This is a genomic window from Pseudomonas gingeri (assembly GCF_013385425.1).
Classification (GTDB): Bacteria; Pseudomonadota; Gammaproteobacteria; order Pseudomonadales; family Pseudomonadaceae; genus Aquipseudomonas; species Aquipseudomonas gingeri_D.
Map to the genome: position 1 here is coordinate 51,275 of NZ_JACAQA010000003.1, position 15,844 is coordinate 67,118.

Sequence of the window (15,844 nt, forward strand, 5' to 3'; positions counted from 1 at the left end):
GGCCCTTCGCTGCCGACTGCCGAGGGTGCGTCTCAACCCTCGGAGCCCGATGTTCGATGTCCACGATCACCTTGTTTGAAACCCCGCCCCCGGAGTCGATCCATAGCCAGATCCAGCAGATGGTCGTGGATTACGTCACCGACGTCAGTCAGGTGGCTATTGCGCCGAGCAACCCGCTCTACAACCTGTATCAGTATGGCGTCGGTTATGAGGTGCATCTCTATATGCAGGCGATGGACGGCTCCAAGGGCCTGGCCGTCGAATTGATCGTGGCAACCGATGCCCGGGATCCCGAGAAGGTCATCGGTTTCCTGCTGTATTTACCGGTCAAGGATGATCCGCAAGCCTGTTCGATCGCTTATATGGCGGTGCGTGAAGGCCATCGGCGCCAGGGTGTGGCGCGGGCGATGCTGCAACCGGTGCTCCAGCGCTATCCCCACGCGGAACTGGCCTGTGTCGTCGGCAAGGTGCCAGTGTTCGAGGCCCTGGGTTTCCAGGTGCTGGCCGCGCGCGGGCCGCAGGTATTGATGAATACCCGTGACCACGGCACGGACGGGCTGGTGGCGGTGCTGGATATCGCGCCGATCTATCGTTCCCTGGAGGTGCGACAGATTCATGCCTACCTGTTGCAACAACACGGCAAGCGCGCGATGGTCGACGCCGAGAAGCAGCGTGACCGCCAGCTCGACCAGATGACCCGCCACGCCAGGGCTTTTGTCCTGGAGCGGCTGGGCGACCATTGATAGTTACGGGGTGCCGAACATCGCGGTCCAGTAGATCCCGGAATCGCTCTTCGGGTCCACCACGTAGGCCGCGCCCAGCTCGCGGAATCGTGGATTCATCAGGTTGGCGCAGTGACCGGGGCTGGCCAGCCAGCCGTCGACCACCTTGCGTACGGTGTCCTGGCCGGCGGCGATATTTTCGCCGATCATCTGGCCGTTATAGCCCGCCAGCTCGGCCCGATCCCCCGGCATGCGTCCGTCACGGTCCTTGTGATCGAAGAAGTTGTTGTTGGCCATATTCCGGCTATGGCTTTCAGCGGCGCTCGCCAGTACCGCGTTCCAGGCCAGGGGCGTGGTGGCGGCGAACGCCTGGCCGCCGCATTGGTGCGCTTGCGTGCGGGCGCTGTTGATCTGCTCGAGAAGTTTCTGGCCTTCCGCCTGCCAGTCGCCCAGGCGCGCGCTCAGCAGCGGCCGCGCCAGCACGATGCGCCATTCGCGTCCCTCGCGGTTGACGCCGATATCGACGAACTGCGGGTTCAGCACCACCTGGCAGAAACTTTCCTCCACCGCTTTCATCGCCGCCGCCGCGTCACGTGGCCCCGAGAGGCTGATCGCCTGTACGGTGACCATTGGATACGCCTTGGCACTCAGCGCCTGCTGCAAGTCGCCCGGGTTATTGATGGGCAACACCAGGCGGGGATCGCTGACCAGTGGCGGCAACTCCAGTGAGGCCTGGCTTCCACAGCGCTGCACCTGGCTGCGGTAGTGGTTGATCGAGTCAACCAGTTGCACCTGATCGACAGGGGCGGCGTTGGCCGCGAACACCGGGCCCAGCGTCAGCGTGGCCAGACCGATAAGCGATGGTATGAAGCGCATGGGCATCTCCCTGGGACGGACTGCGCCCATCATGCCGGATTTCCCACTGCAGGAGCACTTGAACCTTGGTCGGCTTATCCTACAATTTCGGTAGGTTTTCTCTGTGTAAAGGCGAGGCATTTTCATCCAGTCACGTAGCTGAGGTATTATGTCGCAGCACGGAAGCGTCTAGCGTGCCTATCCGAGGTGACCGGACGTCGAAGGAATCGAGAAAAAAGCCTTACTGGCTGAGTCGTATGAGCTGACAGATTGCGCTTGTCGACCAGGTCCGGGCAGAGGCAAACAAAATGAGTGTCACCCAACGTAGCTGAAGCCAATGACTAATAAAAAGTCAGCGCAGGAGGGACATGAACGTGAGGCCGGTGGTTTTTCATGGGCCTTGTATGTCTACCTATCCTAGGTATTACCGAATGTTGAAGAAACTGAACACAGCACTGCTGGGGCTGGCAGTGACGATGGGCGCGATGTCCGTACACGCGGCCGAGACAAAGAAAGTCGATGTGCTGCTTATCGGCGGGGGCATCATGAGTTCGACCCTGGGGATCTGGCTCAATGAGTTGCAGCCGGACTGGTCGATGGAAATGGTCGAGCGCCTCGATGGCGTCGCCGAAGAAAGCTCCAATGGCTGGAACAACGCCGGTACCGGTCACTCCGCCCTGGCCGAGTCGAACTACACGCCGTACGACAAGAACGGCAAGATCGATATTTCCAAGGCGATCGAGATCAACGAGTCGTTCCAGATCACCCGTCAGTTCCTGTCCTGGCAGGTCCGTCAGGGCGTGCTGAAGAACCCGCATTCGTTTATAAACTCGACGCCGCACATGAGCTTCATGTGGGGTGACGACAACGTCAAGTTCCTCAAGGATCGCTACGCGGCGCTGCAGACCAGCCCGCTGTTCAGCGGCATGCAGTACACCGAAGATCAGGAACAGATCAAGAAGTGGGTCCCGCTGATGATGGAAGGGCGTGATCCAAAGCAGAAGATCGCGGCCACCTGGACGCCTATCGGCACCGACGTGAACTTCGGCGAAATCACCCGCCAGTACGTCGCTTACTTGCAGGCCCAGCCTAACTTCAAGCTGAAGCTGTCCAGCGAAGTCGAGGACATCAAGCGCAATGACGACGGCACCTGGCGCGTCACCTACAAGAACCTGAAGGACGGCAGCGAAACCGCGGCCGACGCCAAGTTCGTGTTCATCGGTGCCGGTGGCGGTGCGCTGCACCTGCTGCAGAAGTCCGGCATCCCTGAAGCCAACGACTACGCGGCCTTCCCGGTCGGCGGTTCGTTCCTGGTCACCGATAACCAGGACATCGCCCTCAAGCATATGGCCAAGGCCTATGGTATTGCTTCGACCGGCGCGCCACCCATGTCGGTTCCGCACCTGGACACCCGTGTGCTGGACGGCAAGCGCGTGATCCTGTTCGGGCCATTCGCGACCTTCTCCACCAAGTTCCTGAAGAACGGTTCGTACTTCGACCTGCTGACCAGTACCACCACCCACAACGTCTGGCCGATGACCCGCGTCGGGATCGAGCAGTACCCGCTGGTGGAGTACCTGGCCGGTCAGTTGATGATGTCGGATGACGACCGCTTCAACGCCTTGAAAGAATACTTCCCTGAAGCGAAGAAAGAAGACTGGCGCCTGTGGCAAGCCGGTCAGCGCGTGCAGATCATCAAGCGTGACGAAGAGAAGGGCGGCGTCCTGAAACTCGGCACCGAGGTGGTCACCGCCAAGGACAACAGCATCGCCGGCCTGCTGGGTGCATCGCCAGGTGCTTCCACCGCCGCGCCGATCATGCTGACCATTCTGGAACGGGTCTTCAAGGACCAGGTTGCGACGCCTGCCTGGCAGGAAAAACTGCACCAGATCGTGCCGAGCTACGGCACCAAGCTGAACGGCAACCCTGCAGCGGTCCAGAAAGAATGGGACTACACCGCTGAAATCCTGCAACTGACAAAGCCTCCGGTGATCGGTCAGACCGCCGCTGCGCCAGCCGCACCGGCTGCGACTGACAAGCCAAAAGCCGACACTCCAGCGGCTGACATGGCGCTGTAAAGACCCGGCCTCGCTTCGGCGAGGCGCTGTAAACCGAAGAACACCCATTGCCCGCTCATGCGACCGGCCAGTGGGTGTTTTTTTATGTCCACGAAAAAAGGCTTTCGGCGAACGATGGATATCACTCAAGGTCAGGGACAGGCTTAGGCCATCCATCCTGCCCATGGAGCTTGTCCATGAAGGTGTCGATAAACGTCGACACCGCCAGGGGCAACTGGCGCCGGCTCGGATAGATCACGTTCATGCCCTGGCTCTTGCGCTGGTAACCGGGCAATACCGGCACCAGCAGGCCGGCCTGCACATCGAGGCGGGCCATGGTCGGCGGCAACAGGACGATGCCCAGGCCCGCCAGGGCGGCCTTGCGTAGCGCCTGGGCGGTGTTGGCGCTGAAGCGGCCGCTGACCTGCACTTCCTCCATGACGCCGGCCGGGCTGCTCAGGCGCCAGGTGGTGTGGCCGCCGGGGTGTGGGGCGCTGATGCAGTCATGCTGAACCAGCGCCTGCAAGGTCGGCGGCACGCCATGCGTCGCGAGATAGGCTGGGCTGGCCACCAGACCGTCGCTACGGGGGCCCAGCAGTTGGCGTCCGACAAAGGCCGAATCCTGCAGGGGACCGGCGCGAAAGGCGACGTCGATCTGTTCGGCGATCAGGTCGGCCTTGGCGTCGCTGAGGACGAAGTCGAGCTTGACCTGGGGGTAACGGGCGAGAAATTCGGCGACCCAGTCCATCGGGAAAAACTCGAAGAAGTCGGCGGTCGCCGCCACCCGTACCAGGCCACTGGGAACCTGGCTGCCGCCTTGCAGCTCGTGGCTGGCGTCGAGCAGACCGTCGACGGCCCCGGCGCAACGGGCATGGAAGGCCTGGCCGGCGCCGGTCAGCGTCAGCTTGCGGGTGGAGCGTTGCATCAGACGCGTGTCGAGCCGAGCTTCGAGCTGCTGGATTCGCCGGCTCAGGGTATTGGCCGGTACACCCAGGTGCCGAGCGGCCTCGGCAAAGCTGCCGTAGCGTACCACCTGGACGAACATGGCAATTTCATTCAGGTCGAGCATGGCGAAATTACTCACATAAATGGATGAGTGAAATCCAATTATGCCATCTAGTCCGGTAATAGAGAGCAATCCATACTGCGTCGCAACTGGCCCGGGACCGCGTTTGCATTGATTGCCGTCCCGGGATTTATCCGATCATTTTTCAGGAGCATTCCCCATGCCGGCACGTACCGCCATTGCCCGTACCCCGCAGCGGCGGGCCATTGTTCATCGGACCCACGGCAGTACCCACGGGGCGATTACGCGCCTGGTAAGTCCCGGCGACCTGGGCGCGTGGCTCAAACCGTTCGTCTTTCTCGATCGTTTCAGCTTCCAGACGAAAGCCGGTCAGCCGGGGTTTGGCATGCACCCGCATTCCGGCATCGCCACGTTGAGCTATTTGAGCGAAGGCGAGTTTTTCTATGAAGACAGCACCGGCGAAAAAGGCCGCTTGCTGGCCGGTGGTGTTGAATGGATGCAGGCCGGCAATGGTGTCTGGCACACCGGTTCGATCGTGCCTGAGGTCAGCCATGTGCGCGGCTTTCAGCTCTGGGTGGCGTTGCCGGCGGCCGATGAGAATGCTCCGGCACGCAGCCAGTACCTGACCCCGTCGCAGGTGCCACAGGAAGGACCGGCGCGGGTGTTGCTGGGGCGCTACGGTGCGGCGCAAAGCCTGATCGCGGCCCCCGCCCCGATGAACTACCTGGCCGTACACTTGAAAGACGGTGAACGCTGGATCTACACACCACCGGCCGGTCACCGCGTGGGTTGGCTGGCGGTCGATATCGGCCAGCTTGACGCCGGTGACGCTGGCGGGCCGCTCGGTGAGGGTGAGTTGGCGATTTTCGAGGAGCGCGAGGAGGCCATCGATCTCGTGGCCCGGGGTGATACCACCTTCGTGCTAGGCTCAGCGTACAAGCATCCCCATGAACTGGTGCTGGGCAATTATTCGGTGCATACCAGCGCCGCGGCGCTGGCCCGGGGCGAGGCCGAGATTCTCCAGATCGGTCGACGTCTGCGTGAGGAGGGGCGTCTGTAACCGATCGGGTACACGGCTTTCTGCTCTCTGTCAGACACTGGTCGCATTTTTCTGGATATTATTCGGTGCCCGCGCAATGATTAGCGGCAAAAGGCCATCTTCTCCGGCCGACTGAACGACTCGGATTGACGACAACAGGTACTGATGAAAAAACTCACGACAGTCGAGCAGATGTTGTTGCGTGATCGCGAAGAAGAGGAGCGGCTGGCCGCCCTGCATGCCTTCGACCTGATGGATGTTGCCCGCGAAGAGTGTTTCGAGCGGATCTGCCGGTTGGTCGCCTCGCGCTTTCAAGCGCCGGTGGCGATCGTCAGCCTGATCGACAAGGACCGCCAGTGGTTCCTCGCCACCACCGGCTTTTCCGCTCAGCAAGCGCCAGAGCTGGAGCTGTCGTTCTGTGCCCACACGATCCGCCAAAGCGGCGTGTTCGTGGTCGACAACGCCTGCCTGGACCCGCGCTTTGCCGACTTCCCCCTGGTCCAGGGCGACGGTGCGCTGACGTTTTATGCCGGCGCGCCCCTGCGTACCGACGGCGGCTATGCCATCGGCAGCGTGTGTATCCTCGATACGGTTGCCCACGACCTGACGCCGGAAGACCAAGCGGCCCTGGAAGATTTCGCCGCGCTGATCATGCAGTTGATCGAGCGCCAGCACCTGCTCAAGCGTGTGGATGCGGTCAGTGGTCTGTCCAACCGCACGCAGTTTCTCTCCGATCTGCAGGGTTTGATCGAGTCTGGCGAAACCCGCAAGCGGGTGCTGGTGACGGTCGATGCCCTGGATACCGACTGGGCGCACCGTTTGACGGTGGCGGAGGGCATGCTGCCCTTTGAAGCGGTGCTGCGGGATATGGCCTCGCGAATCCAGGTGTTTATCGGCACCGGAATCAAGATCTATCATGTGACGGTCAAGGGCTTTGCCTTCACCATGCAGATGGACGCCGTCGAGGCGCGGGGCTTTTTACCGCGGCTGGTGGATTGGCTGCGCCGGGCGCCCATCAGCGAGAATCTACCGATGGTACCCACGGTCTGCGCGGGGTTGCTGGAGTTCGAGGGGGGCTCGGAAACGGCCCGGGAGCTACTGCGCAAGGGCTTGTTCGCCCTGGAGACCGCCCGGCAGAAAGCCCAGCCCTATGCCTATTACAACCATCAGGACGACGCGACCTTCCGCCGTCTGTTCAGCCTGTTGCCGGATATCACGCCGGCCCTGAAGGCCGATGATGTGTTCCTGGTCTATCAACCGCGTTTCTCGTTGCGCGATGGCGCGCACCTGAGTGCCGAGGCGCTGATTCGCTGGAACCATCGGTTACATGGCTTTATTTCGCCGGCGGAGTTCATTCCGATTGTCGAGAAAAGCTCGCTGATCCATTCGGTGACGGATTGGGTGATCGAGCGGGTTGTGACGCTGATTGCCAACACCGGTTATGCCCGGGACAAGAAAATATCCCTCAACCTGTCCTCGCGGGATTTTTACGGGCGCAACGTCGCCGATGTCATTGCCCAGCGCTGTGGGGCCCATGGGGTCGCCCCGGCAATGCTCGAGGTTGAAATCACCGAAGGCGAGTGGCTGCGTTCCAGCGCCGGGGTGATCGAGCAACTTCAGCAACTGAGGGATATGGGCGTCGATGTGGCCATCGACGACTTCGGTACCGGCTACAGCAACTTCTCTTATCTGCACAAGATCCCGGCCAATATCCTCAAGCTCGACCAGTCGATGATTTTCGACCTGGAGCACAGTGCCCAGCATCAGCGGGTGGCCAAGTCGATCATCGGCGTGGCCCGCGACCTGGGCTACCGGACGGTGGCCGAGGGCGTGGAAAGTTTCGGCTGCCTGGAAATACTCAAGCACTTCGGCTGTGACGAGGCCCAAGGCTACTTTCTTTCCAGGCCGGTCGAAGAGGCACTGTATTTCCAGCAGGCGGCACTGGATCGGTTCCCCCTGAAGACGGGCTGAGGCCCGCCTTCAAACGCCCCGTGGCACGCGTCCGGAGACAAAGTGACTGACATCGTTGAAACCCGGGGTGGACGCATGCCCCGGAGTCACCAGCGAGTCGACGAAGGCTTCGTCCTCGGCGCTGATCTTCACCGTCAGTGCCTTGGTGTAGCTGTCCCATTGCTCCTCGGTGCGCGGGCCGACAATCGCCGAGCTGACCGCCGTATTGTTCAGCACCCAGGCAATCGCGAACTCCACCAGTCCGACGCCACGCTGTTGGGTATACGCCTGCAACTGCTGGGCAATGCGCAATGATTCCACCCGCCATTCGGTCTCGAGGATGCGCTTGTCCTGGCGTCCGGCCCGGCTGTTGGCATCCGGCGCGACATCCGGGGCGTATTTGCCGCTCAGCACGCCACGGGCCAGCGGGCTGTAGGGCACCACGCCGAGGCCGTAGGCGGCAGCGGCGGTGATCTGCTCGGTTTCGGCCTGGCGGTTGACGATGTTGTACAGCGGTTGGCTGATCACCGGCTTGTCCACTCCCAGGCGTTCGGCCACGCGAATCACTTCGGCAATCCGCCAGCCGCGATAGTTGGACAGGCCCCAATGGCGAATCTTGCCCTGGCGCAACAGGTCGCCGATGGCCGATATGGTGACCTCCAGCGGGGTGCTGTGGTCTTCGCGGTGCAGGTAGTAGATATCCAGGTAGTCGGTGCCCAGGCGCCCGAGGCTGGCTTCGATGGCATTGAACAGGTGCTTGCGGCTCAGGCCGCTGCGGTTCGGCTTGCCGTCCACCGGGCCGAAACCGGCCTTGGTCGCGAGGATCCACTCATGGCGATGGCGGGCAATCGCTTCGCCGACGATTTCCTCGGAGCGCCCGCCGGTGTAGACGTCGGCGGTGTCGATAAAGTTGATGCCCTGGTCCCAGGCCTTGTCGATGATGCGCAAGGAGGTTTCGGTGTCGGTTTGTTCACCGAACATCATGCTGCCCAGTGTCAAGGTGCTGACTTGCAATCCGGAATGGCCGAGGGTGCGGTAACTCATGAACAACATCCTTTTGCACGAAAGAGAAGGTGTTCATCAGATACCAGAATGCCGCTGTTGAGCAATCCCTCAATCAACTCACCGATATCCGACAGCCTTGTCAGGGGAAACTGCGCAAAAGTTTCACGTAGTCCGGTGCTCTCCAGGGAACGGGCACGGCAATGTCAACTACTTGACCGTTCGTCGGAACTGTCAATTCTGACAGGTTGTTACAGTAGCCCGAACTAAAGTCATATATAGCCAAGAGACCCGCTTGTCCGGCGGGTACAGTTGTAAAGGCCATCAGGACATAACCCCGTTCAATATGGAGAGAGATGATGCTTAATTCGAAACGTCTTAAGGCGCTGGCCATGGCGATCGTCGTTGCCCAGGCGGGAGTGGTCCCGATGGTGATGGCGCAGGCGCAGGTTGCGCCAACGACTCAGACCCAGAAGGTCACTTCCGAGAAGGCTGATATGCAGTTGGCGACCAAGAAAAAACACCACAAAAAGAAACACCACAAGAAAGCCATGACCTCCACGACTCAAAGCGTGAGTGTGAACGCTACCGCCTGATTTTATTCATTGGGGGGAGCGACGAGCCCGAGGGCGACAGTAATGTCGAGCCTCGGGCTTTTTTATGGCCGCTGTTTCACGCCGCCCGCAAGGTGCGGGTCATGCGCAGGGCCAGCAGGCTGCCGGCGATGATCACCGCGGCCAGCACATACAGGGCCGCATCGGTGGAGCCGCTGGCATCCTTGACCCAGCCCACCAGGTACGGGCTGAGGAAACCGGCCATCTGGCCCATGGAGTTGATCAACGCCAGGCCACCGGCGGCCGCGCCGGCGCTGAGCAGGGCGGTGGGCACCGGCCAGAACATCGGCAGGCCGGTGAGGGCACCCATGGTCGCAATCGTCAGGCCGAGAATGGCAATGGCCGGCGAAGTGGCGAAATTGACCGCGATCAACAGGCCGACGGCACCCATCAACATAGGTACCGCCAGGTGCCAGCGACGCTCCTTGCGCAGGTCGGCGGAGCGGCCCACCAGCAACATGAACACTGCCGCCAGCAGGTAGGGAATCGCACTGAGCCAGCCTATGACCAGGTTGTCGCTGAAACCCAGGTTCTTGATAATCGACGGCAACCAGAAGTTGATGGCGTAGACGCCGCTCTGGATGCAGAAATAGATCAGGCCAAAGGCCCAGATCGCCGGGTTCTTGAACACTTCACCCAGGGAGTCGCTGACAGCCTTGGGTTTGTTCGCGGCATCCTCGGCCTGGTCGTCTTCGAGTACGGCGCGTTCCTCGGTAGTCAGCCACTTGGCGTTGGCGAATTTGTCCGCCAGCAGGAAAAACGCTGCGATGCCCAGGGCAATGGTCGGGATCCCCTGCAACAGGAACATCCACTGCCAGCCGGCAAGGCCGCCCTGACCGGCGGCAAAGTGGTTGAGGATCCAGCCGGAGAAAGGACTGCCGAGCAGGCCCGAGACCGGGATCGCCGACATGAACAGGGCCATGATCCGCCCACGGCGGAAGCTCGGGAACCACTGCGAGAGGTACAGCACCACGCCGGGGAAGAAGCCGGCTTCGGCGGCCCCGGTGAACAGGCGCAAGGTATAGAACTGGATCGGCGTGCTGACGAACAGCAGGCAGGTCGACAACACGCCCCAGGTGATCATCATCAGGGCAATCCAGCGCCGCGGACCGAAGCGATTCAGCGCCAGGTTGCTCGGCACGCCGCAGAGCACGTAGCCGATAAAGAAAATCCCGGCCCCGAGGCCGTAGATGGTTTCGCTGAATTTCAACGCGTCGAGCATCTGCAGCTTGGCAAATCCAACATTGACCCGGTCGAGGTAGTTGAACAGGTAGCAGATGAAGATAAAGGGGATCAGGCGCAGGGTGATGCGCTTGTATACGGCGTTTTTCAAGTCAGCGGTGGCCTGGGATATCGCGGCGCTCTGTGACATGGCGGTCTCTCTTTATTATGATTTTTTGCGAGGCAAGGGTAACTTGATCGCCCTGTGAGTCTCGGTCACCCCGGTCTTGCTGTCTTTGTGCCAGTGCACAGGGTTTGCCGGTGTACCCTGTGCTGCTGAACAAATGTTCGTTGATCCCCCTGAACCAAGGACCCTACCGCTATGTTCGAACTGGACCATGACCTTGCGCAGGATATCGTCGATCGTACGATGGCCATTCTGCCGTACAACGTCAATGTCATGGACAGCCAGGGCCTGATCCTGGGCAGCGGCGAGCCGGGACGGATCAATACCCGCCACGAGGGTGCGCAGTTGGTCTTGGCCAATGGCCGGGTGGTGGTGATCGACGAGCAGGCGGCCAAGTGCCTGAAGGGCGTGCAGCCAGGGATCAACCTGCCGCTGATGCACGATGAGCGGCTGATCGGCGTGCTGGGCATTACCGGTGAGCCGGAGCAATTGCGTACTTACGCCGAGCTGGTGCGCATGACCGCCGAAATGCTGGTCGGCCAGCGCCATCAGCAGGCTGAACAGCAGTGGCGGCGCCAGCGCTGTGATGATCTGCTGGCCTTGTTGCTCAGTGACGAGGGCGATTCGCCGCGTTTGATCGACGAGGCCCGGCAGATGGGGCTCAAGCCGCAGTTGTCACGGATTCCCTATCTGTTCGAGCTGGACCCGGGGCAGAGTGCCGAAGCGCTGATGGCCTGGTTGCAGTCGCGTTATCCCGACAGTTGGTGCGTGAGTGGGTCGACCGCCTCGCTGCTGTGGTGTCGGCCGGCGACGGCGATCCTCGACGATCAGCGTCTGCTGGAGAAGCTCGACAGCCTGGGTTGGAAGATCGCCCGAGTCGCCGCGGGTGGGCAGGCTGACGGTTTGCAGGGTTTGCGCCGCTGCTATCGTCGGGTCGGTGATTTGCTTGCTTATGGCCGGGAGGTCTTGCCCCACAGTCGTTTGTTGCACCTCAATCGCTATCGCCTGCCGGTGATGCTCTGGCGGCATCGCAGCGACGATGCGCTGGAAGAGTTGCTCAAGCCGCTGCGCAAGGTGATCGCCAAGGACAGCAACGGCCAGTTGCTCGCCACCTTGCGCAGTTGGTGCGAGCATGACGGTCAGAGCCAGGGCTGTGCCGAGGCGCTGGGGATTCACCGCAACAGCCTGCGCTATCGGATGGAGCGGATTGCCGAGATCAGTGGTGTCGACCCGCTGCGCCTGGACGGGATGCTGGCGTTGTACCTGGGGGTGCAATTGTTGCCTTATAGCGAATCGCCAACGTAGATAGCGTCCCTGTAGAAGCGGCTTGCCGTCGGCGTCCAGACAGGTATTGCAAGGCTTGAAGGCCTCTTCGCGGGCAAGCCCTGCTCCTACAGTGCCTCGTCGCTCATCGATCTTGTGTACGACGCCGCCTTGTAGGAGCAGGGCTTGCCCGCGAAGAGGTCCTTGAGCCTTGCACCACACCATCGCCAGCAAGCCGGCTACAACTGGGGGAGGCTGTGCGGATCACGGGGCGCGTTTGTAGGATTGAACAATAAAGCTCGTCCGGGCTTGTGCAGCAGACCGGCGTCATTCCCTGTTTCAACTGGCAGCATGGACGCCACAAGAACTGGAGATCGTCCCCATGAAAATCATCATCGCCCCCGATTCGTTCAAGGACAGCCTCAGCGCCGAAGGTGTGGCCCGAGCGATTGCCGAAGGCCTGGCCCAGGTACTGCCCGAGGCGCAGCTGATTGAATGCCCGATGGCGGATGGCGGCGAGGGGACGGTGGCGGCGGTGTTGGCCGTGTGCAACGGCGAGTTGCGCCAGCAGCGGGTGCGTGGCCCCCTGGGCACGCCGGTGGACGCGCATTGGGGCTGGTTGCCGGCCAGCGCCACGGCGATTATCGAGATGGCCGAGGCCAGCGGTTTGCAGCTGGTTCCGAGGGAACAGCGCAATGCCTGCATCACCAGCACCTTCGGCACCGGCGAGTTGATCCGCGCGGCCCTGGATGCCGGTGCGCAACGGGTCATCCTGGCGATTGGCGGCAGCGCCACCAACGACGCTGGTGCCGGTGCCTTGCAGGCCTTGGGTGTAGGGCTGTTCGATGCCCGGGGACAGGTGGTGCAAGCGGGGGGCCTGGCCTTGGCCGGTGTCGCGCGGGTGACCCTTGAGGGGCTGGACCCGCGTCTCGACCGGGTGCGTTTCGAGATCGCCGCCGATGTAAACAATCCCTTGTGCGGCGAGCAGGGCGCTTCGGCGATCTTCGGCCCGCAGAAAGGCGCGACACCGGCCCAGGTGCGTGAACTGGACGCGGCCCTCGGGCATTTTGCCGATCTTTGCGCGCAGGTGCAGGGCCAGGATGTGCGTGATGAGCCGGGCAGCGGTGCGGCGGGCGGCTTGGGCTTTGCCGCCAAGGCCTTCTTCGGGGCGTGCTTTCGTCCCGGTGTGGAGGTGGTGGCGGAACTGGTGGGGCTGGCCGAGGCGGTGCGCGGCGCTGATCTGGTGATTACCGGCGAAGGTCGCTTCGACGCCCAGACCCTGCGCGGCAAGACCCCGTTCGGCGTGGCGCGGATTGCCCGGGAGCAGGGCGTGCCGGTGATCGTGCTGGCAGGGACCCTCGGTGAAGGTTATGAGCAGATGTACGCCCATGGGGTCGACGCGGCCTTTGCCCTGGTGTCCGGGCCGATGAGCCTGGAGCAGGCCTGTCGTGACGCGCCACGGCTGTTGAGCGCGCGAGCCGGGGACATTGCCCGGGTCTGGAAGCTGGCGGCAGGGCCTGTCCGTGAAGAATGATAATGCGCGGTGTCTCCTCGGGCCATTCAGGGCTAAGCTTGCGATCAGTCCAGGTTTCGGACTTGTCTGCCCGGAGATGTTCAATGGCTCGTGCCCGCCCGCAACTGATCAGCGCAAAGCTTGCAAAACTGCACCCCACCCAAGTCACCGTCGGCCTGCAAGAGGTCGCCCTCAAGCAAGCCCAATGGCAGACCCTCAAGCGCAAGGAGCGCGAAGCCGCCCTCGATAATCACTGGTTTCCCTGCGTCCTCGGGCCTGAAGGCCGGCACTACATCGTCGATCACCACCACTTCGGCCTGGCGCTGATGCAGGAGGAGGTGAAGAAGGTCTCATTGGTGGTGCTCAAGGACCTCTCGTTCGTCGAACCCGCCAGCTTCTGGACCATCATGGACTTCCACCAGTGGGTCCATCCCTACGATGCCAAGGGCATTCGCCGCGGTTACGACAAAGTGCCCGGGTCTATCGGCGAACTGCAGGACGACCCCTATCGCAGCCTTGCCGGCGCCTTGCGCCGGGTCGGTGGGTTCGCCAAGGATGTCACGCCCTTCAGCGAGTTTCTCTGGGCCGACTTCTTCCGCACGCGGATCACCGTCGCTGAACTCAATGCGTCGAGCGAGCACCTGCAGGCAACCGCCCTCAAGCTGGCTCGCAGTCAGGCCGCGCGTTATCTGCCGGGTTGGAGTGGTCCGATCGATGCCTGAGCCGTCCGCACTGCCCACCCCGATGCCCGCCGCGCAACCGAAACGCGGCTGGGCGGATCTGATTGCCGGGCTGTCGATTGCCGGTTTGCTGTTACCCGAAGCGGTTGCCTATTCGAGCATCGCCAACGTGCCACCCCAGGCCGGGGTTATCGCGTTGTTTGCCGGGCTGTTCTGCTACGGCCTGTTCGGCACCAGCCGTTACGCCATCGTCTCCGCCACCTCCTCGTCGGCCGCGGTGCTGGCGGCGGCGACGGTCTCGGTGGCGGGGCCCGACATGGCGCTGCGCCTGACCATGGCCATCGGCCTGGTGATGATCACCGGCCTGATGTTCCTGCTCGCCGGTTTGTTCAAGCTGGGCAGCGTCACGTCCTTCATCGCCAAGCCGGTGCTACGCGGTTTTGCCTTCGGCCTGGCGGTGACCATCATCCTCAAGCAGGTCGCGAGCATCGTCCATGTGAGTCCCGCCCACAGCGACCTGATCCGCTTCGTGCCCGAATTGCTCAGCCAGTTGCCGCGCTGGAACTGGGCCGGGGTCGCGGTGGCGGTGGTCGCCCTGGTGCTGCTCTCGGTACTGGGCCGTTACCGGCGCCTGCCGGGCGGCTTGCTGGTGGTGATGCTCGGTGTGGCTGCCGGCAAATGGCTGGATTTGCCCGGCTATGGCGTCGACCTGATCGGTGTGATCGACCTGCAACTGACGGTGCCGTCGCTGCCGCGCCTGGCGTTCTCCGACTGGCTGAAGCTGGTGGAACTGGGCTTTGCCATGGTGATGATCCTCTACGCCGAGTCCTATGGTTCCATCAGCGCCTTTGCCCTCAAGCACGGTGACCGGGTGAACTCCAACCGCGACCTGCTGGTACTGGGCGGCGCCAACCTGTTGTCCGGTCTGTTCCATGGCATGCCCGCCGGTGCCGGCTACTCGGCGACCTCGGCCAATGATGCGGCGGGTGCTACCTCACGGTTGGCCGGGGTGGTGGCGGCATTGGTGGTGCTGGTGATCGTGCTGACCCTGTTGCCGCTGATCGCCCTGACGCCGGAGCCGGTGCTGGCGGCTATCGTTATTCATGCGTTGACCCGGGCCCTGAGCCTGGAGCCCTTGCATCGCTACTTCGTCTGGCGCCGCGACCGTGTCCTGGCGATCTGCGCGGTGGCCGCGGTGCTGCTGCTCGGGGTGCTGGACGGTCTGCTGGCGGCGGTGGCGATCAGCCTGATGCTGATGTTGCGGCAGATGTCTTCAGCCTCGGTCCAGGTGCTCGGGCATATTGCCGAGGGCCATGATTTCGTCGACTGCCAGCTGCATCCCCAGGCACGGGAAGTCCCCGGGGTGCTGATCGTGCGCCCGGGCGAGCCGTTGTTCTTCGCCAACGCCGAACGCATCCTTGGCAGCGTCTCGCGGCGGGTTCGCGAGCAAGGTGAGGCCGTGCATTCGGTGATTCTCAGCCTGGAGGAGTCACCGGACCTGGACGGCACCAGCCTCGAAGCCCTGCAGGACTTCATCATGCGTTTCCCGACCGAGGGCAAGCGGCTGCTGATCGCACGCTTGAAGCACGAGGCGCATCAGGCCCTGCTGGCGCTACCGAGCGAGACGCTGGCACAGGTGACGCTCAGTGACTTGAGCGTGTTTGCGGTGGTGCAATCGGTCATGGAGGAGGGCAATCAAGCCAAGGAAGTGGAAGCTCAATAGTTCAGGGGGGCTGTCACAGTTTGTGGGCGCCTACGTCGTGACAGCCCCTCT

At 62.4% G+C, this 15,844-nt stretch carries 13 protein-coding genes; 9 read left to right on the top strand and 4 right to left on the bottom strand.

All coding sequences use genetic code 11. The features are described 5' to 3' along the window. Window positions 1–56: 56 nt before the first annotated feature. Window positions 57–743, top strand: a complete 687-nt coding sequence (locus HX830_RS02965; protein ID WP_103499083.1) for a GNAT family N-acetyltransferase — start codon at window positions 57–59, stop codon at window positions 741–743. Window positions 744–746: 3 nt separating this feature from the next. On the opposite strand, the gene HX830_RS02970 is transcribed toward HX830_RS02965, so the two are convergent. Next, window positions 747–1,598, bottom strand: coding sequence for a CAP domain-containing protein (locus tag HX830_RS02970; RefSeq protein ID WP_177098928.1), 852 nt, complete (start codon window positions 1,596–1,598; stop codon window positions 747–749). Window positions 1,599–2,008: 410 nt separating this feature from the next. Between HX830_RS02970 and mqo the strand changes: the two genes are divergently transcribed. Further along, the gene (mqo, locus tag HX830_RS02975; RefSeq protein WP_103499085.1) at window positions 2,009–3,655 is read left to right on the top strand and encodes a malate dehydrogenase (quinone); all 1,647 of its coding nucleotides are present in this window, start codon (window positions 2,009–2,011) and stop codon (window positions 3,653–3,655) included. Window positions 3,656–3,776: 121 nt separating this feature from the next. On the opposite strand, the gene HX830_RS02980 is transcribed toward mqo, so the two are convergent. After that, complete coding sequence (locus HX830_RS02980) at window positions 3,777–4,703, bottom strand: LysR family transcriptional regulator (RefSeq protein ID WP_177098929.1); 927 nt, start codon at window positions 4,701–4,703, stop codon at window positions 3,777–3,779. Between the two features lie 157 nt (window positions 4,704–4,860). On the opposite strand from HX830_RS02980, the gene HX830_RS02985 reads away from it, so the two are divergent. Both HX830_RS02985 and HX830_RS02990 read left to right on the top strand, forming a co-directional pair. Further along, complete coding sequence (locus HX830_RS02985; RefSeq protein WP_177098930.1) at window positions 4,861–5,721, top strand: pirin family protein; 861 nt, start codon at window positions 4,861–4,863, stop codon at window positions 5,719–5,721. 144 nt (window positions 5,722–5,865) lie between these two features. Then, on the top strand, window positions 5,866–7,671 hold the full coding sequence (locus HX830_RS02990; protein WP_256350389.1) for an EAL domain-containing protein: 1,806 nt from the start codon (window positions 5,866–5,868) through the stop codon (window positions 7,669–7,671). Between the two features lie 9 nt (window positions 7,672–7,680). Here the strand turns inward: HX830_RS02990 and HX830_RS02995 are convergent, their stop codons facing one another. Then, a complete protein-coding gene (locus HX830_RS02995) occupies window positions 7,681–8,694 on the bottom strand; it encodes an aldo/keto reductase (RefSeq protein WP_177098931.1) in 1,014 nt (337 codons plus the stop codon). A gap of 317 nt (window positions 8,695–9,011) precedes the next feature. On the opposite strand from HX830_RS02995, the gene HX830_RS03000 reads away from it, so the two are divergent. Continuing rightward, window positions 9,012–9,248: a hypothetical protein gene (locus HX830_RS03000; RefSeq protein WP_218171189.1), complete on the top strand. Its 237-nt coding sequence runs from the start codon at window positions 9,012–9,014 to the stop codon at window positions 9,246–9,248. Between the two features lie 76 nt (window positions 9,249–9,324). On the opposite strand, the gene HX830_RS03005 is transcribed toward HX830_RS03000, so the two are convergent. Continuing rightward, window positions 9,325–10,638 carry an MFS transporter gene (locus tag HX830_RS03005; RefSeq protein WP_177098933.1) on the bottom strand — a complete coding sequence of 438 codons (1,314 nt, stop codon included), beginning with the start codon at window positions 10,636–10,638 and terminating at the stop codon, window positions 9,325–9,327. 171 nt (window positions 10,639–10,809) lie between these two features. Here HX830_RS03005 and HX830_RS03010 point away from each other — a divergent pair, with 171 nt between their 5' ends. From HX830_RS03010 to HX830_RS03025, 4 genes are all read left to right on the top strand, one after another. Further along, window positions 10,810–11,919 (top strand): sugar diacid recognition domain-containing protein, encoded by a 1,110-nt coding sequence (locus HX830_RS03010; protein ID WP_177098934.1) that lies wholly within the window; start codon window positions 10,810–10,812, stop codon window positions 11,917–11,919. A gap of 340 nt (window positions 11,920–12,259) precedes the next feature. Next, window positions 12,260–13,411 carry a glycerate kinase gene (locus tag HX830_RS03015; protein WP_177098935.1) on the top strand — a complete coding sequence of 384 codons (1,152 nt, stop codon included), beginning with the start codon at window positions 12,260–12,262 and terminating at the stop codon, window positions 13,409–13,411. Between the two features lie 83 nt (window positions 13,412–13,494). After that, window positions 13,495–14,112: a ParB-like protein gene (locus HX830_RS03020; RefSeq protein WP_103499093.1), complete on the top strand. Its 618-nt coding sequence runs from the start codon at window positions 13,495–13,497 to the stop codon at window positions 14,110–14,112. Next, a complete protein-coding gene (locus HX830_RS03025; RefSeq protein ID WP_152738818.1) occupies window positions 14,105–15,793 on the top strand; it encodes a SulP family inorganic anion transporter in 1,689 nt (562 codons plus the stop codon). Before HX830_RS03020 ends, HX830_RS03025 begins: the two co-directional genes overlap by 8 nt. Window positions 15,794–15,844: the final 51 nt, after the last annotated feature.